Annotated in this window: 15 protein-coding genes and 1 tRNA gene; 9 read left to right on the plus strand and 7 right to left on the minus strand. The window is 69.8% G+C overall.

Annotation, left to right across the window (positions count from 1 at the left end):
* The first annotated feature begins 75 nt into the window (after nucleotides 1–75).
* Complete coding sequence (gene glmS / locus ACIQMX_RS09490) at nucleotides 76–1905, plus strand: glutamine--fructose-6-phosphate transaminase (isomerizing) (protein WP_363074952.1); 1830 nt, start codon at nucleotides 76–78, stop codon at nucleotides 1903–1905.
* 651 nt (nucleotides 1906–2556) lie between these two features.
* Here glmS and ACIQMX_RS09495 read toward each other — a convergent pair.
* Nucleotides 2557–3078 (minus strand): universal stress protein, encoded by a 522-nt coding sequence (locus ACIQMX_RS09495; protein ID WP_326662001.1) that lies wholly within the window; start codon nucleotides 3076–3078, stop codon nucleotides 2557–2559.
* 377 nt (nucleotides 3079–3455) lie between these two features.
* Between ACIQMX_RS09495 and ACIQMX_RS09500 the strand changes: the two genes are divergently transcribed.
* The 5 genes from ACIQMX_RS09500 (at nucleotide 3456) to ACIQMX_RS09520 (ending at nucleotide 7894) form a co-directional block, all read left to right on the plus strand.
* On the plus strand, nucleotides 3456–3737 hold the full coding sequence (locus ACIQMX_RS09500) for a hypothetical protein (protein ID WP_402476060.1): 282 nt from the start codon (nucleotides 3456–3458) through the stop codon (nucleotides 3735–3737).
* 390 nt (nucleotides 3738–4127) lie between these two features.
* The gene (locus ACIQMX_RS09505; RefSeq protein ID WP_402476062.1) at nucleotides 4128–5366 is read left to right on the plus strand and encodes a helix-turn-helix domain-containing protein; all 1239 of its coding nucleotides are present in this window, start codon (nucleotides 4128–4130) and stop codon (nucleotides 5364–5366) included.
* A gap of 10 nt (nucleotides 5367–5376) precedes the next feature.
* Nucleotides 5377–5979, plus strand: coding sequence for an oligoribonuclease (orn, locus tag ACIQMX_RS09510; RefSeq protein ID WP_363074958.1), 603 nt, complete (start codon nucleotides 5377–5379; stop codon nucleotides 5977–5979).
* Between the two features lie 126 nt (nucleotides 5980–6105).
* Nucleotides 6106–6178 (plus strand) — tRNA-His (locus ACIQMX_RS09515).
* 174 nt (nucleotides 6179–6352) lie between these two features.
* Complete coding sequence (locus tag ACIQMX_RS09520) at nucleotides 6353–7894, plus strand: FMN-binding glutamate synthase family protein (RefSeq protein WP_363074960.1); 1542 nt, start codon at nucleotides 6353–6355, stop codon at nucleotides 7892–7894.
* A gap of 632 nt (nucleotides 7895–8526) precedes the next feature.
* On the opposite strand, the gene ACIQMX_RS09525 is transcribed toward ACIQMX_RS09520, so the two are convergent.
* From ACIQMX_RS09525 to ACIQMX_RS09545, 5 genes are all read right to left on the minus strand, one after another.
* Nucleotides 8527–9558 (minus strand): LacI family DNA-binding transcriptional regulator, encoded by a 1032-nt coding sequence (locus ACIQMX_RS09525; protein ID WP_363074962.1) that lies wholly within the window; start codon nucleotides 9556–9558, stop codon nucleotides 8527–8529.
* A gap of 249 nt (nucleotides 9559–9807) precedes the next feature.
* Nucleotides 9808–11268 carry a GH1 family beta-glucosidase gene (locus tag ACIQMX_RS09530; protein ID WP_363074964.1) on the minus strand — a complete coding sequence of 487 codons (1461 nt, stop codon included), beginning with the start codon at nucleotides 11266–11268 and terminating at the stop codon, nucleotides 9808–9810.
* A gap of 123 nt (nucleotides 11269–11391) precedes the next feature.
* Entirely contained in the window at nucleotides 11392–12312 is a 921-nt protein-coding gene (locus ACIQMX_RS09535) for a carbohydrate ABC transporter permease (RefSeq protein WP_363074966.1), read from the minus strand.
* A gap of 15 nt (nucleotides 12313–12327) precedes the next feature.
* Nucleotides 12328–13326, minus strand: a complete 999-nt coding sequence (locus ACIQMX_RS09540) for a carbohydrate ABC transporter permease (RefSeq protein ID WP_148018818.1) — start codon at nucleotides 13324–13326, stop codon at nucleotides 12328–12330.
* A gap of 376 nt (nucleotides 13327–13702) precedes the next feature.
* Complete coding sequence (locus ACIQMX_RS09545; protein ID WP_363074968.1) at nucleotides 13703–15031, minus strand: extracellular solute-binding protein; 1329 nt, start codon at nucleotides 15029–15031, stop codon at nucleotides 13703–13705.
* Between the two features lie 678 nt (nucleotides 15032–15709).
* On the opposite strand from ACIQMX_RS09545, the gene aspT (ACIQMX_RS09550) reads away from it, so the two are divergent.
* From aspT (ACIQMX_RS09550) to ACIQMX_RS09560, 3 genes are read left to right on the plus strand one after another with little or no spacing between them, the layout of a single operon-like run.
* Nucleotides 15710–17386: an aspartate-alanine antiporter gene (gene aspT / locus ACIQMX_RS09550; RefSeq protein WP_402476068.1), complete on the plus strand. Its 1677-nt coding sequence runs from the start codon at nucleotides 15710–15712 to the stop codon at nucleotides 17384–17386.
* Nucleotides 17387–19090 carry an aspartate-alanine antiporter gene (gene aspT, locus ACIQMX_RS09555; protein ID WP_402476070.1) on the plus strand — a complete coding sequence of 568 codons (1704 nt, stop codon included), beginning with the start codon at nucleotides 17387–17389 and terminating at the stop codon, nucleotides 19088–19090. It abuts the gene before it with no gap.
* A 17-nt stretch (nucleotides 19091–19107) separates the two neighbouring features.
* Nucleotides 19108–20769: a bifunctional aspartate transaminase/aspartate 4-decarboxylase gene (locus tag ACIQMX_RS09560; protein ID WP_402476072.1), complete on the plus strand. Its 1662-nt coding sequence runs from the start codon at nucleotides 19108–19110 to the stop codon at nucleotides 20767–20769.
* Between the two features lie 60 nt (nucleotides 20770–20829).
* Here ACIQMX_RS09560 and ACIQMX_RS09565 read toward each other — a convergent pair whose 3' ends face one another.
* Entirely contained in the window at nucleotides 20830–21534 is a 705-nt protein-coding gene (locus ACIQMX_RS09565) for a FadR/GntR family transcriptional regulator (protein WP_402476076.1), read from the minus strand.
* Nucleotides 21535–21783: the final 249 nt, after the last annotated feature.

Below are 21783 nucleotides of genomic sequence, written 5' to 3' on the forward strand. Positions count from 1 at the left end.
GCGGACCAGCCGGCCCCGCGGCCGGGCACCCACTTGCTTGCTTGTACCTGTACGTCGATGGAGGGCAGAGGCTCTATGTGCGGAATCGTCGGTTACATCGGAAAGCGTGACGTCGCCCCGCTGCTGCTGGAAGGCCTGCAGCGGCTGGAGTACCGGGGTTACGACTCCGCGGGCATCGTCATCACCGGGAAGCCGGCCGCCGGCAAGCCCGCCGCGCTGAAGATGGTCAAGGCCAAGGGCCGGGTCCGCGAGCTGGAGTCCCGCGTACCCAAGCGCTTCACCGGCACCACCGGCATCGCCCACACCCGCTGGGCCACGCACGGCGCCCCGAGCGACGAGAACGCCCACCCGCACATGGACGCCGACAACAAGGTCGCCGTCGTCCACAACGGCATCATCGACAACGCCTCCGAACTCCGCGCGAAGCTCGTCGCCGACGGCATCGTCTTCCTCTCCGAGACCGACACCGAGGTGCTGGTCCACTTGATCGCCCGCTCGCAGGCCGTCACCCTGGAGGAGAAGGTCCGCGAGGCGCTGAAGTCCGTCGAGGGCACGTACGGCGTCGCCGTCATGCACGCCGACTTCAACGACCGCATCGTCGTCGCCCGCAACGGCTCCCCGGTCGTGCTCGGCATCGGCGAGAAGGAGATGTTCGTCGCCTCCGACGTCGCGGCCCTCGTCGCGCACACCCGCCAGATCGTCACCCTGGACGACGGCGAGATGGCGACCCTCAAGGCCGACGACTTCCGTACGTACACGACCGAGGGCTCGACCACGACGGCCACGCCCACCACGGTGGAGTGGGAGGCCGAGTCGTACGACATGGGCGGCCACGACACGTACATGCACAAGGAGATCTCCGAGCAGGCCGAGGCCGTGGACCGTGTGCTGCGCGGCCGCATCGACGACCGCTTCTCCACCGTGCACCTCGGCGGCCTGAACCTGGACGCCCGCGAGGCGCGCGGGGTCCGCCGCATCAAGATCCTGGGCTGCGGCACCTCGTACCACGCGGGCATGATCGGCGCCGGCCTCATCGAGGAGCTGGCCCGCATCCCCGCGGACGCCGAGCCCGCCTCCGAGTTCCGCTACCGCAACCCGGTCGTGGACCCCGACACCCTGTACGTCGCGGTCTCCCAGTCCGGCGAGACGTACGACGTACTGGCCGCGGTCCAGGAGCTCAAGCGCAAGGGCGCCCGGGTCCTCGGCGTCGTGAACGTCGTCGGCTCGGCGATCGCCCGCGAGGCCGACGGCGGCATGTACGTCCACGCGGGCCCCGAGGTCTGCGTCGTCTCCACCAAGTGCTTCACCAACACCGTGGTCGCCTTCGCGCTGCTCGCCCTGCACCTGGGCCGCATCCGCGACCTGTCGGTCGCCGACGGGAAGCGGATCATCGAGGGGCTGCGCAAGCTGCCCGAGCAGATCGGGCGGATCCTCGAGTCGGAGGACGAGATCAAGAAGCTGGCCGAGGAGTACGCGGGCGCGCAGTCGATGATGTTCATCGGCCGGGTCCGGGGCTACCCCGTCGCGCTGGAGGCCTCGCTGAAGCTCAAGGAGATCTCGTACATCCACGCCGAGGCCTACCCCGCCTCGGAGCTGAAGCACGGCCCGCTGGCGCTCATCGAGCCGGCGCTCCCCACGGTCGCGATCGTCCCCGACGACGACCTGCTGGAGAAGAACCGCGCGGCCCTGGAGGAGATCAAGGCCCGCAGCGGCCGCATCCTCGCCGTGGCCCACCGTGAGCAGGAGAAGGCCGACCACACGATCATCGTTCCGAAGAACGAGAACGAGCTGGACCCGATCCTGATGGGCATCCCGCTGCAGCTGCTGGCGTACCACACGGCGCTGGCCATGGGCCGGGACATCGACAAGCCGCGCAACCTGGCGAAGTCCGTCACGGTGGAGTAGGCACGGTGGGGTGATCACACCCCCGCCCACGTACCGAGAGCGGCCCGGCACCCACGCCCCGTGGGTGCCGGGCCGCTCTCGCGTGTGTGCGGGCGATCCCGCAGCCAACCGCCAGAACCCCGGGGCGAGATGGCCGGGCCGGAGGCTCCGGTGTTTGCCGCAGCGACGTCGCGGACCCCGGCAAATCCGCTTCGGACCGGGCGCACGGAGGCGGCCCGGCCGCCCCCACCTGCATGCGATCGCGCTGTCTCCCGTGACGCTTATGCATCCTCCACACATGCGTCATCAGCATCTACGGACCGGTAGCTTCGTTTTTTCCGCTGTTTCCGTAGTCGAGTTGACGCCACGTCGGTCTTCTTCGGACGGAAAAGGACCGGCCGTTGACCGAGGCCGGATCAGGAAAGACGCAGAACGGACGCAAAACAGACCGCCCGTTCCCGGCGGCGCGGGAACGGGCGGACCGGACGGACCGGGCGGAGTTGACGGAGTTGACGGACCCGGCGGAGTTGACGGACCGGACCGACCGGGCGGAGCTGATTCCGGGGGCGGGGCTGCTGCGGACGGCAACCAGCCCTGCGGGACAACCGTGCGGGGCGCGGCCCCACGGGGCAGCCGCACGAGGAGCCCTGCGGGCAGCCGCGCCGTGAAGCCCTACGGGATGACGACGACCGGGCGCTGCGCGCGGCGCGCCAGCCGGCCCGCCACCGATCCGAAGATCCGGCCGACGATCCCGTGCGTGGAACCGACGACGATCGCGTCGGCCGAGTACTCCCGGCCGACCTCCTCCAGCTCGTGGCAGATGTCCCCGCCGCGCTCGACGAGTACCCACGGCACCTCGGAGAGGTAGTCCGCGCAGGCGAGCTCCAGGCCGAGGACCTCGGTGCGGTGATCAGGGACGTCCACGAAGACGGGTGGCTCGCAGCCCGCCCAGACCGTGGTCGGCAGCCGGTTGGCGACATGGACGATGATCAGGCCGGAGCCCGTTCTCCGGGCCATGCCGATGGCATAGGCGAGGGCCCGCTCACTGGAGGTCGAGCCGTCGAAACCGACGACGACACCGTGCCGGAAGGCGGGATCGCAGGAGTGGCGCGCATCTTCGGCCGCTTGCTGGTCCGACCGGGGGTCGGCTACCTGCTTGCGGTCCGCGGGTTCGGGGATTTCGTGACCGGCCATCGGTGTCTCGGCGAAGAGAGTCCTCGTGAGGAGAGCGACGTGGGGAAGCTGCGTCAGTGGGCGGTGTTGCGGTGTCCGGGAATCATCTTCCCAACCCCTTACCCCCAAGGGTACGGCGCCACTCCTCCACAGCCCAGACCCGCGCAAAGCGCGTGCGACGTTGCACGGAGCATGCCCGAGACCTGCCCCGTATGGCAATGCCGGGTGCGCGGTACACCGACGTCGCGAGCCCCGGACGGCCGCAATCGGTGACGGGCCGGTGACCGCACGGGGCCCGCCCCGTTAGCCACGTGTCCATGGCCCGCGGGCCTGCCGCGGGGCCCGCCGGCCGTTCCGTACCGGCCGGAACGCCGACCGAACCCCCCTGGGAGCATCCCGTGCCCGCACCCGTCCCGCCCACGCATCCGGAACCCGCCGCGCAGCCGGCGACCGACGTGGTCCGCTGGGCGGTATTCGGCTGCCTGCTGGTCCCCGCCGTCCTCCTGGCCCTCGGTGACTCCCCCGGCGGCGCCGCGGCCGTCGCACTCGGCCTGGCCGCGATCACCGTGGCCTGCCGGGTCCTGCTCCGCCGGTCCGTCCGCGAAGGCTCCCGTCCGAGTGCCCGACCGACCGAAGGGGCGCACAGGAGTGACCGCGCCCCGCGGGTCGTGCGCCGGTAGAACGACTGATTTCCGCACACGCGACCGTACGTTTTCAGCCAACTTCAGGTCTCAGTCAAATCCTTGTCGAAATGGCCGATCAACCCCCTTGCCAGCAGGCAGGAAGAGACCAAGCGGTACGCTTCCACCCCATGGGGACGGGCCATGAACGCCAGGCGCACTTCCCTGCACGACTCACGAGTGAAACGCTTCGTGATCGAATGCTTCCCGCCAGGTTGCCTTGTCGACATAAAGCCGGTTGGTGAACTTGTCACGACGGCACCACGGGACGCAGTAGATTCGATCTTGGGTGTCGAAGCTGGGGACTCGTGCACGACCGAGGGGACATGTGCAGGTGCGACAGGCCCGTAAGGACCAGAAAGACGCGAACACCGAGGGGGGCTTAGCGTCATGAGCCAGGACTCCGCCACCGCAACGGAGGCTGTACGGAAGCTGAGCGGGCGTCGACGCCGTGAGGTCGTCGCCGTGCTGCTTTTCAGCGGTGGCCCCATCTTCGAGAGCTCCATTCCGCTCTCGGTGTTCGGGATCGACCGCCAGGACGCGGGAGTTCCGCGTTATCGGTTGCTCGTGTGCAGCGGCGAAGAGGGACCGCTGCGCACCACTGGGGGACTCGAACTGACCGCGCCCTACGGGCTGGAGGCGATCAGCAGGGCAGGCACCGTCGTGGTGCCCGCCTGGCGCTCGATCACCTCACCGCCGCCCGTGGAGGCTCTCGACGCACTGCGCCGGGCCCACGAGGAGGGCGCACGGATCGTGGGGCTGTGCACGGGAGCGTTCGTGCTCGCCGCCGCCGGGCTGCTCGACGGCCGCCCGGCCACCACGCACTGGATGTACGCACCGACGCTGGCCAAGCGCTACCCGTCGGTGCACGTCGACCCGCGCGAGCTCTTCGTCGACGACGGCGATGTGCTCACCTCCGCCGGTACGGCGGCCGGGATCGACCTCTGTCTGCACATAGTCCGCTCGGACCACGGCACGGAGGCCGCCGGGGCACTCGCCCGCCGGCTCGTCGTGCCGCCGCGGCGCAGTGGCGGCCAGGAGCGCTACCTCGACAGGTCTTTACCCGAAGAGATCGGCTCCGACCCGCTCGCCGAGGTCGTGGCCTGGGCGCTGGAGCATCTGCACGAGCAGTTCGACGTGGAGACGCTGGCCGCGCGCGCCTATATGAGCAGGCGGACCTTCGACCGGAGGTTCCGTTCGCTCACGGGAAGCGCACCGCTCCAGTGGCTGATCACCCAGCGGGTGCTGCAGGCGCAGCGACTGCTGGAGACGTCCGACTACTCGGTCGACGAGGTCGCGGGCCGCTGCGGCTTCCGCTCGCCGGTCGCGCTGCGCGGACACTTCCGGCGCCAGCTGGGGTCCTCGCCGGCCGCTTACCGGGCCGCGTACCGGGCCCGTCGTCCGCAGGGCGTCGTTCCGGAGCAGGTCGTCACGGCGGCCGAACCGGTGGTGCCCGCACAGAGCGGCCTCGTGAGCCGTCGCGCGCCACTGCCGGCCCAGGCGGGTCCGTCCCCGTCGGGTCCGTCGGCAGCCGTCGCGGAGGCGGGGCGCGGCGAGCCCGGGAAACCGGGCTCCGAGGCGTACGCCTCGGGCCGCCCGGCCCTGCCGGGACAGCGGAGCGCCCCGTAGGGTGGGGCGCATGAACGACCGCATGGTATGGATCGACTGCGAGATGACCGGGCTCTCGTTGACGGATGATGCACTCATCGAGGTGGCCGCACTGGTCACCGACTCGGAGTTGAACGTGCTCGGCGAAGGGGTGGACATCGTGATCCGCCCGCCGGACGCGGCGCTGGAGACCATGCCCGAGGTGGTGCGGCAGATGCACACCGCCTCGGGCCTCCTCGACGAGCTGGCCGCGGGCACGACCCTGGCCGACGCCGAGGAGAAGGTCCTGGCCTACATCCGCGAGCATGTGAAGGAGCCCGGCAAGGCCCCGCTCTGCGGGAACTCCGTCGGTACGGACCGCGGCTTCCTGTCGCGGGACATGCCGGCACTGGAGGGCTACCTCCACTACCGGATCGTCGATGTGTCCTCGGTCAAGGAGCTGGCCCGCCGCTGGTTCCCGAGGGCGTACTTCAACAGTCCGCCCAAGAACGGCAACCACCGGGCGCTCGCCGACATCCGCGACTCGATCACGGAGATGCGGTACTACCGCGAGGCGGTCTTCGTCCCGCAGCCGGGCCCCGACTCGGAGCGCGCGAAGTCGATCGCTGCGCGCCTGTCGCAGCCCTCGGCCTAGGGTCTTCCGAAAGCCGCTGGTCACGGCCCTTTCGGGGGCTGCGACCGGCGGCGGGGAAACGGGGGCGCGAGCACCCTCTCGGACCCTGTACACTTTTTCTCGGCCGGTCGGAAACGCCCGGACATGGTGGGTATAGCTCAGATGGTAGAGCACCTGGTTGTGGTCCAGGATGTCGCGGGTTCGAGTCCCGTTACTCACCCTGAATGATCAAGGGCCGATTCGCGAAAGCGGATCGGCCCTTCTTCATGTGCGGGGCCGGAGCCAGTGGCTCCACTCCTCCGCCCGCCCCTCGCGGCCCCACCCTGCCGGGTCCGCCCGCGCGCGAGGGCTCTGGCATCGTGTGGCGTTCGAGCAGTCGACGAGAGGAACGTTCATGCGCGCCCGGAGTATCGGTACGGCCGCCGCAGCGGCACTGGCGCTGGTGGCGGCCCGCGACCTCGTCCAGAAGAAGCACGCGCTGCTCAGGAACTTCCCCGTGGTCGGCCACGCCCGGTACCTGCTGGAGAGGATCGGGCCGGAGCTGCGGCAGTACGTCGTGACGTCCAACGAGGAGGAGCGCCCGTTCAGCCGCGACCAGCGCACCTGGATCTACGCGTCCGCGAAGGAGGAGAACAACTACTTCGGCTTCGGGACCGACATGGACGTCGAGCACGTGCAGGGGCACGCCTACGTGAAGCAGCGGACGTTCGCCGGCACCTTGCCCGACCTGCACGACCCGCAGAGCCCGCTGCCCTCGGCCAAGGTCCTGGGCGGCCCGCGCGGGCGCGCCGGGGCGTTCCGGCCGGCGAGCGTCGTGAACATATCGGCGATGAGCTTCGGATCGCTGTCCGGGGCGGCCGTCACGGCGCTCAACAAGGGCGCGGCGCTGGCCGGCGCGATGCAGAACACGGGCGAGGGCGGCCTCTCGCCGTACCACCGCAACGGTGGCGACCTCATCCTGCAGATCGGGACGTCGTACTTCGGCTGCCGCGACGACGACGGCGCCTTCAGCCTCGACAGGCTCAAGGACGTGGTGGCGGGCGCCCCGGTCAAGGCGATAGAGATCAAGCTCTCGCAGGGTGCGAAGCCGGGGCTCGGCGGGCTGCTGCCGGGAGCGAAGGTGACCCCCGAGATCGCCGAGATCCGGGGCATCCCGGCCGGCAAGGACTGTGCCTCGCCCTCCCGGCACACCGCGTTCCACGACGTCGACTCGATGCTCGACTTCGTCGAGCTGCTCGCCACCGAGACCGGTCTGCCGGTCGGGATCAAGAGCGCCGTGGGCGAGATGAGCTTCTGGGAGGAGCTGGCCACGCTGATGGCGCGCGGCGACCGCGGGGTCGACTTCGTGACCGTCGACGGGGGCGAGGGCGGGACCGGGGCGGCTCCCCTCATCTTCTCCGACTCGGTCTCGCTGCCTTTCCGCATGGGCTTCTCCCGCGTCTACGCCGCGTTCGCCGAGCGAGGCCTGACCGACGACATCACCTTCATCGGCTCCGGCAAGCTCGGCCTGCCCGAGAACGCCGTCGTCGCGTTCGCCCTCGGTGTCGACATGATCAATGTCGCCCGCGAGGCGATGCTCTCCATCGGCTGCATCCAGGCGCAGAAATGCCACACCGACAAATGCCCCACCGGCATCGCCACCCAGGACCCGTGGCTCGTGCGCGGCGTCGACGCGCCCACGAAGGCCACTCGGGCCGCTCTCTACCTGCGCACGCTGCGCAAGGAGTTGCTGAAGGTCTCTGCCGCCGTCGGCGTCGCCCACCCGGCACTCATCACCACGGACGACATCGAGATCATGAACGGCGACTACGACGCCCGCAGCCTGGCGAGCGTCTACGGCTACAAGGACGGCTGGGGGACACTCGGCCCCGGGCTCGCCCGGGAGATCACCACGCTGCTCACCCCCGAGGAGCCCTCGGCGCACGTCCGTCACTGACGGGCGACGAGCCTGCGGCGCACACCCGGCTCTCAGCACCCGGCCTGCGGGCACCGGTCCAGGACGGCCCGGCCCGGCGGAAGGTGGAGCCGACATCGCCACCCCAGGTCACTCAGGGGCCGGCCGGGTCCGGGCAGGAGCCCGGCGAGCCGGTGACAGAGCTCTTCGGCCTGATCACACGGCGGCTGTCATCACGCAGCCCGGCATGGAGCGGCCCCCACGAGGAGAGCCGGGCCCGCCCGTGTCGGGCGAGGCGTCCGGACCGGCCGCCGGCGCGGCCCTACGGAATCGCACCACGGCCTCGACCGGCGCGGGACAGGACGAGGACCGGTTCCCCGGAGGCGCCCACGGGCGGCCGGCGGTGACAACAGGCAGCATGGCGGCGGCCGGAGTCGCGACGATCCCCCTCGGCCAGCCATCGGCCAGCCATCGGCCCGACGATCCCCTCGGCATGGCCATCGGCCGGGCCCCTGCCGGGCCCGAGGAGGCCGGGGAGGCGTGACCGGACGCCGCCCGGCCCCTCTCCGGCCTCCGGAGGCCGGAGAGGGGCCGGCCGGACGCGCCGCGGGCGGAGCGAGGCGGGCCTGACGCGCCGCGGGCGGGACGGCGTGCTCACGCCCGCTCCCCCGCCTTCACGACGAGTCCCGGACCACCAGTTCCGTCGGCAGCACGATCTGCTGACGCTCGGCGCTCTCGCCCGCGATCTGCTCCAGCAGCACCCGGGTCATCGCCCGGCCCATCTCCTCGATCGGCTGGCGCACACTCGTCAGCGCCGGGTCCATGTGACGGGCCACGGCCGAGTCGTCGAAGCCGATGAGGGCCACGTCGTCCGGGATGCGCCGGCCGGCCTCGCGCAGCACCTGGCGGGCGCCCGCGGCCATCAGGTCGGACGCGGCGAAGACCGCGTCCACGTCCGGGCGGCGGGCGAGCAGTTCGCGCATGGCCCGGACGCCGCCCTCCTCGGAGAAGTCGGCCGGGGCGATCAGCCGCTCGTCGGGTTCGTGGCCCGCGTCGGCGAGGGCTCTGCGGTAGCCGTCGAGGCGCCGCTGGGAGGCGTAGACGTCCAGGCGGCCGGTGATGGTCGCGATGGAGCGGCGGCCCCGGGAGACGAGGTGCTCGACGGCGCCGCGGGCGCCCTCGAAGTTGTCCGAGTCGACCGAGGGCAACGGCTCGGTGGCGGACCTGCGGCCGTTCATCACGGCGGGCATGCCGAGCTGTTCCAGCAGATCGGGCAGCGGGTCGTCGGCGTGCACGGAGACCAGCAGGACGCCGTCCACGCGGTGGGCGGTGAGGTACTGGGCGAGTCTTCGGCGTTCCCGGTCGCTGCCGACCAGGGTGAGCAGCAGCTGCATCTCGGTGTCGGCGAGGGCCGCGCCCACGCCGCGGACGATGTCGGAGAAGTAGGGCTCCGCGAAGAAGCGGCTCTCCGACTCGGGAACGACGAGCGCGATGGCGTCCGTCCGGTTCCCCGCCAGGGCGCGGGCGGCCCGGTTGGGCACGTACCCGAGCTCGGCGACGGCCGCCTCCACCGCCTCGCGCGTGTGCGCGCTGACCCGTGGTGAACCGTTGATGACCCGCGAGGCGGTGCCGCGCCCCACCCCTGCCCGAGCCGCGACCTCTTCGAGCGTGGGCCGGCCCCCGCTCCGTACTCGCGCTGCCGTCATGGCTGCCTCCCGTTCGCGGTCAATTTCTCACAGTCGGATAACCAAACCAAGTCCTGGCGTCGGTTGCCTTGACACTCAACGGGACCGGCCCGCCCTTCCACGGACCGGATCGTGGGAGCGCTCCCACTCTACGCGCGTGGTCATGGGGCCCGTGCAGGTGGCGGGGGTGGACGGAGAAAACGGCCGCGTACACGACGGAGACCCGGCACGGGGCCGGGTCTCAGAAGTGGCGCGTGGATCAGGAGAAGGTCAGGACAGACCCGCCGACGGCAGCGCGTGACGGCGGATCACGTCGGAGTACCAGTGGGCACTCGCCTTGGGGATCCGGCGCTGGGAGGCGTAGTCGACGTACACGGTGCCGAAGCGCTTCGAATAGCCGTACGCCCACTCGAAGTTGTCCATCAGCGACCACAGGAAGTAGCCGCGGACGTCCGCGCCGTCGGCCACCGCCCGCTGCACTGCGTCGAGGTGGCCGTGCAGGTAGTCGATCCGCTCGGGGTCCTCCACCCGGCCCTCGGGCGAGACGTAGTCGTCGAAGGCGGCGCCGTTCTCCGTGACCATCAGCGGAAGGCCGGGGTGGTCGCGGGTGACGTCCATGAGCAGGTTGTAGAGCCCGTTCGGGTCGATCGACCAGTTCATCGCGGTGCGCTTCTTGCCCTCGGCGAGGTGGAAGGCGACGTGCTCGGAACCGGGCCACGGGGAGTACTCGCTGGCGCCGTGGACATCGTTGCCAGAGCCGCTCTCGCCCTTCTCGGGCATGGAGACCAGCGTCGGCGTGTAGTAGTTGACGCCGAGGACGTCGACGGGGCGCGAGATGGCGGCCAGGTCGCCGTCCTGCACCAGCTTCGACCAGTCCACCAGGTGCGCGGTGTCGGCGAGCAGGTCCTCGGGGTACTCGCCGCGCAGCATCGGACCGGTGAAGATCCGGTTGCCGACCGCGTCGATCCGGCGGGCGGCGTCCGCGTCGGCCGCGCTCGCGGTCAGCGGGCGGACCTGGTGGAGGTTGAGGGTGACCGAGGTCTGCGCGCCAGCGGGGAGTTGATCGCGCAGAACCTCGATCGCCCGGCCATGGGCGAGGTTGAGGTGATGGGCCGCCCGCAGGGCGGCGGCGGGCTCGGTGCGGCCGGGGGCGTGCACGCCGGAGCCGTATCCGAGGAAGGCCGAGCACCACGGCTCGTTGAAGGTGGTCCAGGTGGCGACCCGGTCACCGAGCGCGCCCGCCATGATGGCGGCGTAGTCGGTGAACCGGTCGGTGGTGACCCGCTGGGGCCAGCCGCCGGCGTCCTCCAGCTCCTGGGGCAGGTCCCAGTGGTAGAGGGTCGCGACGGGGGCGATGCCCGCTTCGAGCAGCTCGTCGACGAGCTTGCGGTAGAAGTCCAGACCGCGCTCGACCGCGGGACCGCGGCCGGTGGGCTGCACCCGGGACCAGGAGATGGAGAAGCGGTACGCCTTCAGCCCCAGCTGCTTCATCAGCGCCACGTCGTCGCGGAAGCGGTGGTAGTGGTCGGCGGCGATGTCACCGGTGTCGCCGTTGTGGACCTTGCCGGGGGTGTGGCTGAAGGTGTCCCAGATGGAGGGGGTGCGGCCGTCCTCGGCGGCGGCGCCCTCGACCTGGTAGGCGGCGGTGGCCGCTCCCCAGACGAAGCCCGTCGGGAATTGCGTGGCCTCGGGCGCCTGCTTCGGGGCGATGTCGGGTCGTACGGCAGTCATGCGGGAGCGCTCCCAGGGGTGGACGGGGCAGGGGCGGGAAGTGGAACTCCGGAGCCCGTACGGTCCGCGGGGCGGGCGCGGGCCGTGCGGGGCTGCCGGGAAGAGCGGCGGGACGACGCGAGGTCAGCCCTTGACGGCACCGGACATGATGCCGCCGACGATCTGCTTGCCGAAGACGACGAACACCACGAGCAGCGGCAGCGTGCTGATCAGCCCGCCGGCCATCACGATGCTCTCGTCGGGGGTGTAGGAGGCCTTCAGCTGGCCGAGGGCGACCTGAAGGGTGGGGTTCTGCTGGTTCAGCGCGAGGTAGGGCCAGAAGAAGTCGTTCCACGCCTGGACGAAGGTGAGCATGCCCAGCACCATCATCGCGGGGCGGGCCACGGGGAGCACGACGCTGCGCACGATACGGAAGTTGCTCGCGCCGTCGATCTTGGCGGCCTCGATCAGCTCGTACGGCAGGGCCTCGGTCAGGTACTGCCGCATGAAGAACACGCCGAACGCGCTGACCAGGGTCGGGAAGATCACCGACTCCAGGCTCCCGCTCCAGCCGAGGTCCGACATCATCATGAACAGCGGGACGACGCTGAGCTGCGGCGGGATGGTCAGCGTCGCGATGACGCCGGTCATCAGGGCGCCGCGGCCGCGGAAGCGCATCTTGGCGAAGGCGTAGCCGGCCAGGGTGCAGAAGAAGAGCGTCGCCACGGTGATGCAGCTGGAGACGATGAAGCTGTTGAGGATCGCCTTGCCCAGGTGGGCCTGGTTCCAGGCGGCGTCGAGGTTGTGGAACAGCCGGTCGCCGGGCAGGAACGGCGGCGTGGAGGCCAGTACTTCGTCCTGGGTGTGGGACGCGGCCACCAGGGTCCAGTACAGCGGCAGCAGCGAGCCGATGCCGACGACGGTCAGCGCGATGTAGGCGAACGGACCGCCCTTCAGCTGCTGCCCGGCGCCGGGCTTGAAACGGCTCGCGCGCTTCGGCGCACGGTGCGCGGTGCGCGCCGGGAGGACGGAGGCCGGGACTTTGGTGGGGCTGGTGATGGTCATGGATATCGCTCCCGGTCAGACCGCGGATTTGCGTACGAAGCGGCCGATGAGCCAGTTGACCGCGGCGATGATCAGCAGGAGGGCGAGCATCGCCCAGGCCACTGCGGCGGCCGGACCGAGATGCCCCAGGTTCCAGCCGTAGTTGTAGAGGTAGATGCTGAGGGTCTCGTACTGGTTCTCGTTGCCGCCGATGGCGCCGAGGGTGCCGCCCTCCAGCAGCAGGGGCTCGCCGAACAGCTGCATGGAGCCGATCGTCGAGATGACGATCGTGAACAGGATCGTGGGCCGCAGCGAGGGAATCGTCACCTTGAGGAACTGCTGCCAGCGCGAGGCTCCGTCGAGCGAGGCGGCCTCGTACAGGTCGGACGGGACGGCCTGCATCGCGGCGAGGTAGATCAGGGTGTTGTAGCCGGTCCAGCGCCAGATCACGATGACGGAGATCGCGATCTTGGACGTCCAGTGGCCGTTGGCCCAGTTGGTGTCACCCAGGCCGACGAACTCCAGCGCCCAGTTCAGCAGACCGCCGTCGGCCCGGAAGACCAGGGCGAAGACGAGGGCCGCGGAGGCCACCGAGGTGGCGTACGGGGTCAGGATGACCGTCCGCCAGAAGGTGCTGGCACGGAGCTTGTAGTTCAGCAGGTGCGCCAGGCCTAGGGCCACGAGCAGCTGCGGGACCGTCGACATGACACCGATCAGGAAGGTGTTGCTGACGGCGGTCCAGAACTCCGAGTCGTGCAGGATCTTGTCGAAGTTCTCCCAGCCGACCCATTCCATCTGGTCCAGGCCGGTCATCTCCACCCGGTGCAGGGCGATCCAGCCGGTGTAGATCAGCGGGTAGAGCCCGAAGGCCCCGAAGACGAGGAAGAACGGGGCTATGTAGGCGTACGGCGATGCCTTGTCGTCGAACCGCCAGAGGCGGCTGCGCCAGGTCTGCCGGCGGGTGCTCACCGGCTTCCGCTGAGAGCCGGGGGGCGGCGGGGCGTATACATCCCGGGTGGGAGACGAGGTGGCCACGGGCGATATTCCTTCCCTGGATTGCTTGGGTTACCCGGGTGGAGGCTGTTGTCCCACTCCCGACGGACCTGCTCGGGGCAGCCGGTGCGGTCGATCGCAAAGCGCCGGAGTGACCTCATGGCGGAGCCGTGCGGGCAGTTCGGCAACGCGGCGAGCGGCCGCACCGGGGTGCGGGGCCGGGCGGGTGGTCGGACGACAGCGTCTGATGGGGCGGACGGGCCGGGCGTGTGCGGTGGGCTTCCACGGGGCGGCCGGGGAGTGACCCGGCCACCCCGCGGAAGCCCACTGCACACGGGCCGATGCGGCTCCCTGCCCCCGTGAGAGGGCGGGAACACGCAGGTGCGGGCGGCCCTGGGGCCGCCCGCTGCTACGACCGTCAGCCGATCGCCTTGTCGATCGCGTTGGTCGCTGCCTTCCACGCGTCGTCGGGCTTGGTGCCGCGCTGCTCCATGTTGTTGATCTGGGTGGAGATGGTGTCCTTGATGATGCCGTCCTTCGGGCCGAGAACGGTCTCGGGGATGGACTTGGCCTCGTCGGCGTACAGCTCACCGATCGGCGCGTTGTTGAAGTACTCGAGCTTGGCGGTCTTCACGTCGGGCAGGTCGTACGCGCCCTTGTTGGACGGGAAGCTGCCGATCGCCTTGAAGACGGCGGCCTGCTGCTCGGGAGCGGTCAGCCACTTGACGAGCTCACCGGCCTCCTTGACGTGCTTGCCGGCCTTCGGGACTCCGAGGAAGGAGCCACCCCAGTTGGCGGCGGTCGCACCCGGGGCGGTCGTGATGTCCCACTTGCCCTTGTTGGCGTCACCGGCGTTCACCGAGATCTGACCGGCCATCCAGGCGGGGCAGGCGACGGTGGCCATGGTGCTCTTGCGCAGAGCGGCCTTCCACGGGTCGCTGAACTGCGCGAGGCCCTGGGTCAGCTTCTTGTCCGCGGCCTCGGCAGCCAGGTCCCAGCCCTGCTTGACGCTGGGGCTGTCCTTGTAGATCGCCTCGCCGCTCTCGTCGTAGTACTGCTTCGCGTTCGAGCTGACGACGGCGTTGTACATGGCGCTGGCGGAGTCCATGAAGTACGTGCCCTCGGGCGCGTTCTTCTTGTACTCCTCACCGAGCTTGAGGTAGTCCTCCCAGCCCCCGGCGATCTTGGCGGCGACTTCCTTGCGGTCGGTCGGCAGACCGGCCTTCTTGAAGAGCTCGGTGTTGTAGCAGAGCGACATCGGGCCGATGTCGGTGCCCGCGCCGATCACCTTGCCGTCCTTGGTGGTGGCCTGCTTCTCCTTCCAGGACACCCACTCGTTGACGTCGATGACCTTGCTCAGGTCGGCGAACTGGTCCGCCTTCGTGTCGACGAGCTCCTTGATGCGCCCGACCTCGAGGCCCTGGACGTCGGCCAGACCGCTGCCCGAGTTCAGCTGCTGGAGCAGCTTGGGGTAGTAGACCTTCTCATCGGCGGTGGTGTCTTCCTTCACCGTGATGTTCGGGTGCAGCTCGTGGTACTTCTCGAAGAGGCCGGCTTCCTTGTAGCCGAACTGCCCGAAGTCGGCGACGGTCAGCGTGATCTTCCCGTTCGCATCGGCGCCGGCGCTGTCCGAATCGTCCGAGTCGCTGCTGCAGCCGGTCAGCAACAGTGCCGTGGCTGTCAGGCCCGTGGTGGCCAGAACCGCGACTCTGCGGCTGCGACCGGCAACGGTGCGGGTGATACGCATTCCACTACTCCTTGTTCCAGGGTGGGACTGGCTCACTGCGTGGCATACGCGCTGGTGAGTGCGGGTGCCAGATGGTTCAGGGGGGAGGACACGGGCAGTGCCGTTCGCACGAGATTTCCTCATGCGATGTGGGAGCGCTCCCATGCGTCGATGTCGGAAGGTTGCTGCCTGGGAGGGGTGGGTGTCAAGAGTTGAAGACGCTTCCGTTGCGCGAGCGTGTCCTGCAAGTCACGAGACCGTGTCCGGCCGAAGGCTTGCCAAAGCGCGCAACCAGAGGAAGCGGACCGGTCGATTCCTGAATCGCCGCAGGTGACAGCCCTGTTGACAGTCGATCTTGAGGCCGCCTCCAGGAGACGGGCCCGATCGCGCCGGTTTTCCGGCGCACCCCGGAAACACCCCCCGCCACCCCCGATTCCCGCGGCGGTGCCCGCCGGAAGGTGAACGGGACGTCGCGTCCAGGGGCCACCCAGACCCACCTCCGCGTTCTTTCCCCGAAGCCGAGCGCCGGACGGTGGCCGAGAAAGCGGCCGGGCCGATGACCGAACAACACCCCCCGGAGGAGCCGTTACGGCCCCGCGAGACACCGGCGAACCTGACATGCCGGTCATCTCACACTCTGTTAATTTCACCCTTATGTACCTAATGATCACTCCTGTCACCCAGGGTGGGTGACGCCGGATGGGAGTAGTCCGCGACCATCCCGAACTTGCTCTCTTCCTCTGCCTGTCCCTCGGCTACCTCGTGGGAAAGATCCGCGTCGGGCCGATCACGCTCGGCGGTATCTGCGGCACCCTGATCGTGTCGCTGCTGATCGGCACCCGGCACGTGAGCGTGAACGAGGACGTCAAGACGGTCTTCTTCGCGCTGTTCATCTTCTCGCTCGGCTATCTGGCCGGGCCTCAGTTCTTCGCCAACCTCAACCGCAAGAGCCTTCGCTTCTTCGCCCTGTGCCTGATCGAACTGGTCTGTGTGCTCGGCATCGCCTTCGGCCTGGCCAAGGCGTTCGACCTCGATGTGGGAACCGCCTCGGGCATCCTGGCGGGCGCGGCAACCGAGTCCGCCGTGGTCGGTACGGCCACCGAGGCCATCGGCAAGCTCGACGATCTGACCGCCGCCCAGATCACCCAGTACCAGGGGCACGTCGCCACCGCGTACACCGTCTGCTACCTCTTCGGCCTGGTCACCATCGTGCTGTACACCAGCCAGATCATGCCGATGCTGCTGCGCATCAACCTGGCGGACGCCTCGCGCGAACTCTGGGAGAAGATGCGCGGCGGCGTCCGCGGTCTGGAGTCCGACGAGCGCGAGGCACTGCCCAGGACGGTCGGCCGCACCTTCCTCGTGACCACGGCGGACGGCCGCAGCGTCGGTGAGCTGGAGGCCTCCCTCGGCGGCGTCGTCACGGTGGAGGGCGTCAAGCGCGGCAGTGTGCTGCTGGACCCCTCCCCCGATCTGGAGCTGACCCTGAGCGATCTGGTCCAGCTGGTGGGCCGGCGGCGCGGGATCATCGCGGCCGGCCGGGCGATCGGCCCGGAGACCCCGGCCGTGCCCGGCCTCGACACCCCGCTGGCCACCCGTCAGGTCGCGGTGACCGAGAAGGCCACCGCCGGGTCGACCATCGCCGAGCTGGAGCGGGACCACCCCGAGTTCCGGCGGGACGGCGTGTACATCACGGACGTGCTGCGCAACGACCAGCATCTGCCCGCGTCGGCCGAGACGCAGGTGGAGCGCGGCGACGTGCTGACCCTGGTGGGTGCCCGGGCGGGCCTCAACAAGCTCGTCGCGAAGATCGGTGCCGTCGTCAAGAACGACGCGACGGACTTCGTCTACCTGGGCCTCGGCATCGTGGCGGGTTCGCTGATCGGCCAGATCGTCGTGCGGATCGGCGACATCCCGTTGTCGCTCGGCACCGGCGGCGGATGCCTGGTCTCCGGGCTGCTCTTCGGCTGGTTCCGCTCCCGCAGGCAGACCTTCGGGGCCTTTCCCCCACAGGCCGCGAACACGCTGAAGGACCTGGGTCTGGCCATCTTCATCGCGTGCACCGGGCTGACCGCCGGGCCCCAGGCCTGGCCGCTGCTGAAGGAGTACGGCGCGCTGCTGCCGTTCGCCGGGATCGCCATGGTGCTGATCCCCGCGACCATCTCCCTGATCGTCGGTCTGACGCTCCTGAAGATCGAGAAACCCCTGCTCATCGGCGCCATCGCGGGCCAGCAGTGCTCGACCCCGGCGATCACGTCCATCACCCAGGTGGCGCAGAGCTCGGTGCCGCTTCTCGGCTACACGATCACGTACGCGCTCTCCAACTTCCTGCTGCCTCTGACCGGTCCCATCCTCGTCGGCGTCCTGGGGGCCTGAATGATCGATTTCCTCAACCGCAACATCTTCACTCCCCATCCCGAGCTGCTCGTCTTCCTGGTCGTCGCGCTGGGATTCCTGATCGGGAAGCTCCGCTACCGGGCGATCGCGCTCGGCGCCGTGACCGGCTGTCTGGTCGCGGGCCTGGTCCTGGGGGCGCAGTTCAAGATCCAGATCGACGGCACGGTGAAGAACCTCTTCTTCATCATGTTCCTGTTCGCACTCGGCTACCGGGTCGGTCCGCAGTTCTTCCGGGGCCTGAAGAAGGACGGGCTGCCGCAGGTCGTCAACGCGGTCGTGGTCTGTGTGACCGGACTGCTGGTCTCCTGGCTCTTCGCCGTCCTGCTCGGTTACGGACCGGGGCTCGGCGCCGGGCTGATGAGCGGCGCGCTCACCCAGTCGGCGGCGATCGGCGTCGCCCAGGACGCCATCGGCACCCTGCCCGGTCTCTCCTCCGCCGAGGTGAAGTCGGAGCAGAACCTGGTCGCGGTCGGGTACGCCGTCACGTATCCGCTCGGCACCATCCTCTGCGCGATGCTCCTCGCCAACGTGCTGCCGCGGCTCTACCGCCGGGACCTGGCGAAGGAGAGCGCGGAACTGGCCGCGGAGCTGGACGCCCCGGACGAGGACCCGGACGAGGGCGAGGGCTACTACGAGACGGTGCTGCGGGCCTACACCGTCGAGCGCCATGACCTCGTCGGCCGCAGCATCGCCGACTTCGAGGCCCAGCAGCAGTCGCTCGGCCGCCGCGTCTACATCACCCGGGTCCGGCGCGGGGGAACGATCCTGCCGCAGGCCCAGTCCCTCGTGCTGCGGGACGGCGACACCATCGCCGTCAGCGCGCTGCGGCACGACCTGGTGGACTTCGACGCGCGTACGCACGTGGGCCCGGAGGCCGACGACGTGGCGCTGCTCGGGTACCGGACCGAGACCCTGCACGTGGTGGCGTCGGAGAAGGCGCGGCTGGGCCGGACGGTGGAGGAGCTGCGCCGGGAGCCGTTCATGGCCGGTGTCTACATCGAGAAGCTGTACCGGGCCGGCGCAGAGTTCCCCTTCCGGCTCTCCACCCCGGTGGAGCGCGGCGACACGCTGGTGCTGACCGGTCCGGAGCGCCTGGTCGGCCCGGCCGGCAAGGAGCTCGGCAAGCCCGTGCCGACGAGCTTCGCGACGGACATGGTGTGGGTGGGCCTCGGCATCTTCCTCGGCGGCTGCATCGGCATTCCGGCGCTGACCGCGGGCGGCGTGCCGATCTCGCTCTCCACGTCGGGCGGCGGGCTCATCATGGGTCTGGTCTTCGGGTGGATCCGGGGCAAGTACCCGACCTACGGGAACGTACCGCCGGGTGCGCAGTGGTTCATGGACACCCTGGGCCTGTGCATGTTCGTCGCGGTGGTCGGCATCAACGCCGGCCCCAGCTTCACCAGCGGCTTGTCGTCGGCGGGCTGGGGGCTGCTGGTCCTGGGGGCCGTCGCCACCGTCGTGCCGCTGATCGTCGGGTTCCTGGTGGGCCACTACATCCAGAAGATCAGGTTCCCGATCCTGATGGGGGTACTGGCCGGCGGCCAGACCACCACGGCGGCGATCGGCGCCGTCAACGAGACGTCCAAGTCCCAGATCCCCACGCTCGGTTACACGATCCCGTACGCCGTCGGCAATGTGCTGCTGACCGTGTGGGGCGCCGTCATCGTCATCCTCAACCACTGAACCGCGGGAGCGCAGACATGCCCAAGGCCAGCCTCAGCCGTGCAGAGATCCGGTCGTTCGCCCAGCTCAGCCCGTTCGAGCTGAAGGACAAGTTCATCACCATCGCCCAGTCCGAGCAGAGCGACAAGCCGGGCCAGAAGGGCAAGACGATCCGGGCCATGCTGAACGCGGGCCGCGGCAACCCGAACTGGGTCGCCACCGGCCCCCGGGAGGCGTACCACGCCCTCGGCTACTTCGCGATCGCCGAGTCCCGCCGGGTCTGGACGGCCGACAACCTGGGCGGGATGCCCGAGGAGGCCGGCTGCGCGGACCGCTTCGCCCACTTCGTGCGGACGCATCCGGAGCTGCCCGGGATCGAGCTGCTGCAGGCGAGCATCGACCTGGCGGTCAAGCGCTTCGGTTTCGTGCCCGACGCGTTCGTCCACGAGCTGGCGGACGCGTCGATCGGGGACAACTACCCGGTGCCGGGGCGGATCCTGCCGCATGTCGAGCAGATCGTGCGCGGGTACGTGGCGGACGAGATGTTCGACCACCGCCCGCCGGAGGGGCAAGACCTCAGCCTGTTCGCGACCGAGGGCGGCACCGCCGCGATGTGCTACATCTTCGACTCGCTGCTGAAGAACGGGATCCTGCACAAGGGCGACCGCATCGCCCTGATGGTGCCCGTGTTCACCCCGTACCTGGAGATCCCCGAGCTGGACACGTACGGCTTCGACGTCGTGCACGTGGAGGCGAACCTGTTCACCGAGACCGGGGTCCGGCAGTGGCGCTACCCGCCGGAGGAGGTCGCCAAGCTGGCCGATCCGTCCGTCCGGATGGTCTGCTGCGTCAACCCGAGCAATCCGCCGTCCCTGGCGCTCGCACCGAAGGTCGCCGAGCAGATCGTGGGCATCGTCGCCGAGCAGAACCCGAACCTCATCGTCGTGACGGACGACGTCTACGGGACCTTCGTCGAGGGCTTCCGCTCGCTGGCCGCCGACCTGCCCCGCAACGCGCTGCTCGTGTACTCGTACTCCAAGCACTACGGTGCCACCGGCTGGCGGCTCGGTGTCATCGGGCTGCACGACGACAACGTCATCGACGACCTGCTGGCCGCGCAGGGCGCCGAGGAGAAGGCACGCCTGAACAAGCGGTACGGGACGCTGTCCCTGGAGCCGGAGCGGATGCGCTTCATCGACCGGCTGGTCGCGGACTCCCGGCAGGTGGCGCTCAACCACACGGCGGGCCTGTCGCTGCCGCAGCAGGTGATGATGACGCTCTTCTCCCTCTTCGACATGCTGGACGAGGGCCAGGAGTACAAGAAGCGGATCCGCGCCATCGTGCGGCAGCGCCTCGAACTCCTCCTGGAGGGCGCGCACATGAAGATCTCCGAGGACCCCAAGCGTGCCGCGTACTACATCGAGCTGGACCTGCTGGCCGAGGCGGAACGGACCCTGGGCAAGGGGTTCGCCGACTATCTGGAGCAGAACTACGAGCCGGTCGACCCGCTGTTCCGGCTGGCCGAGCAGACGTCCGTGGTGCTGCTGAACGGCGGCGGCTTCGAGGGGCCGGAGTGGTCGGTCCGCGTCTCCCTGGCCAATCTGGACGACCTGGACTATCTGAAGATCGGCCACCAGCTGCGGGCGATCTTCGACGAGTACGCACAGGAGTGGCGGGCCTCGGGGACCGGACCGGCCTAGCACCTTCCGGCCCGGCCCGGGCCTGACCGGGCCAGGCCGGCCCGGTCAGGTCAGGTCAGGTCAGGCGGAGCGCAGGCGCTCCAGGGTGTGCTCCAGCTCCGCCTGGGCGGCCCGGCCCGCGGACTCCGCGTCACCCGCCACCACGGCGGTGACCAGCGCCCGGTGCTGCGCGTCACCGTGGTGCGGGTCGCCGCGGCGCAGCCCGAGCAGATCCACCAGGTCGATGAGGGCCTGCCGCAGCGCGGGGGCGAACTCGGCGAAGAGATCGGTGAGTACGGGGTTGTGGGCGGCCGCCACGACGGTCCGGTGCAGGGCGATGTCCGCGTCCACGAACGCGGCGTCGTCCGGCCCGGCGCCCGCCTCCCGCCTGGCCGCGAGCGCCGCGTCCAGGGCGATCAGGTCCTCGTCGGTGCGGCGCCGGGCGGCGAGGCGGGCGGCCTGGACCTCGATGAGCATGCGGACCTCGTAGACGTCGGTGACCGCGGCCCGCCGCAGCCGGACCGGCCATTCCTCCGCCTCGTGATCGGCGATGACGAAGACGCCGGCGCCCTGGCGGGGCCGGAGCAGCCCGAGCGTGGCGAGCGTACGCACCGCCTCGCGCACGGTGGAGCGGCCCACGCCCAGCGTCTTGGCGAGCGTGGTCTCGCCGGGGATCTTCGTGCCGACCGGCCAGTGCCCCTCGGTGATCTGCGCGCGCAGATGACGTGTGGCCTGGTCGACCAGGGGGCTGGGGTGGAGCGGGCCGAGCGAGGACACGGGATTCACCTGTCAGGTTGTCTGAGGACTTGGTTTCTGGCTATCGTACCGATCATGACGTACCGCGGTCTCCTCCTTCTCGGCTGCCGCGGCGGGGCCTGAAGCGATCGGCACCCCGCCGCGGGGTGCCGTGCTGGGCCGGTCGCATCCGGCGATGCGAAACGAGACCGCGTTCATGTCCGAGCTCACGTCCGAGTCCCTGCCCGATTCCCCGTCCGACGCCATGTCCGGCGTCACGTCCGGCGTCAAGTCCGAGGC

Source organism: Streptomyces sp. NPDC091416 (assembly GCF_044756845.1).
Taxonomy (GTDB): domain Bacteria; phylum Actinomycetota; class Actinomycetes; order Streptomycetales; family Streptomycetaceae; genus Streptomyces.

Excerpts from the sequence above, each read along its gene's own strand:
- orn (WP_363074958.1), top strand. The coding sequence starts at position 5,377 with ATGAACGACCGCATGGTATGGATCGACTGCGAGATGACCGGGCTCTCG.
- ACIQMX_RS09505 (WP_402476062.1), top strand. The coding sequence starts at position 4,128 with ATGAGCCAGGACTCCGCCACCGCAACGGAGGCTGTACGGAAGCTGAGC.
- ACIQMX_RS09525 (WP_363074962.1), bottom strand. The coding sequence starts at position 9,558 with ATGACGGCAGCGCGAGTACGGAGCGGGGGCCGGCCCACGCTCGAAGAG.
- ACIQMX_RS09520 (WP_363074960.1), top strand. The coding sequence starts at position 6,353 with ATGCGCGCCCGGAGTATCGGTACGGCCGCCGCAGCGGCACTGGCGCTG.
- ACIQMX_RS09545 (WP_363074968.1), bottom strand. The coding sequence starts at position 15,031 with ATGCGTATCACCCGCACCGTTGCCGGTCGCAGCCGCAGAGTCGCGGTT.
- ACIQMX_RS09560 (WP_402476072.1), top strand. The coding sequence starts at position 19,108 with ATGCCCAAGGCCAGCCTCAGCCGTGCAGAGATCCGGTCGTTCGCCCAG.
- ACIQMX_RS09495 (WP_326662001.1), bottom strand. The coding sequence starts at position 3,078 with ATGGCCGGTCACGAAATCCCCGAACCCGCGGACCGCAAGCAGGTAGCC.
- aspT (WP_402476068.1), top strand. The coding sequence starts at position 15,710 with ATGGGAGTAGTCCGCGACCATCCCGAACTTGCTCTCTTCCTCTGCCTG.
- ACIQMX_RS09530 (WP_363074964.1), bottom strand. The coding sequence starts at position 11,268 with ATGACTGCCGTACGACCCGACATCGCCCCGAAGCAGGCGCCCGAGGCC.
- aspT (WP_402476070.1), top strand. The coding sequence starts at position 17,387 with ATGATCGATTTCCTCAACCGCAACATCTTCACTCCCCATCCCGAGCTG.
- ACIQMX_RS09535 (WP_363074966.1), bottom strand. The coding sequence starts at position 12,312 with ATGACCATCACCAGCCCCACCAAAGTCCCGGCCTCCGTCCTCCCGGCG.
- glmS (WP_363074952.1), top strand. The coding sequence starts at position 76 with ATGTGCGGAATCGTCGGTTACATCGGAAAGCGTGACGTCGCCCCGCTG.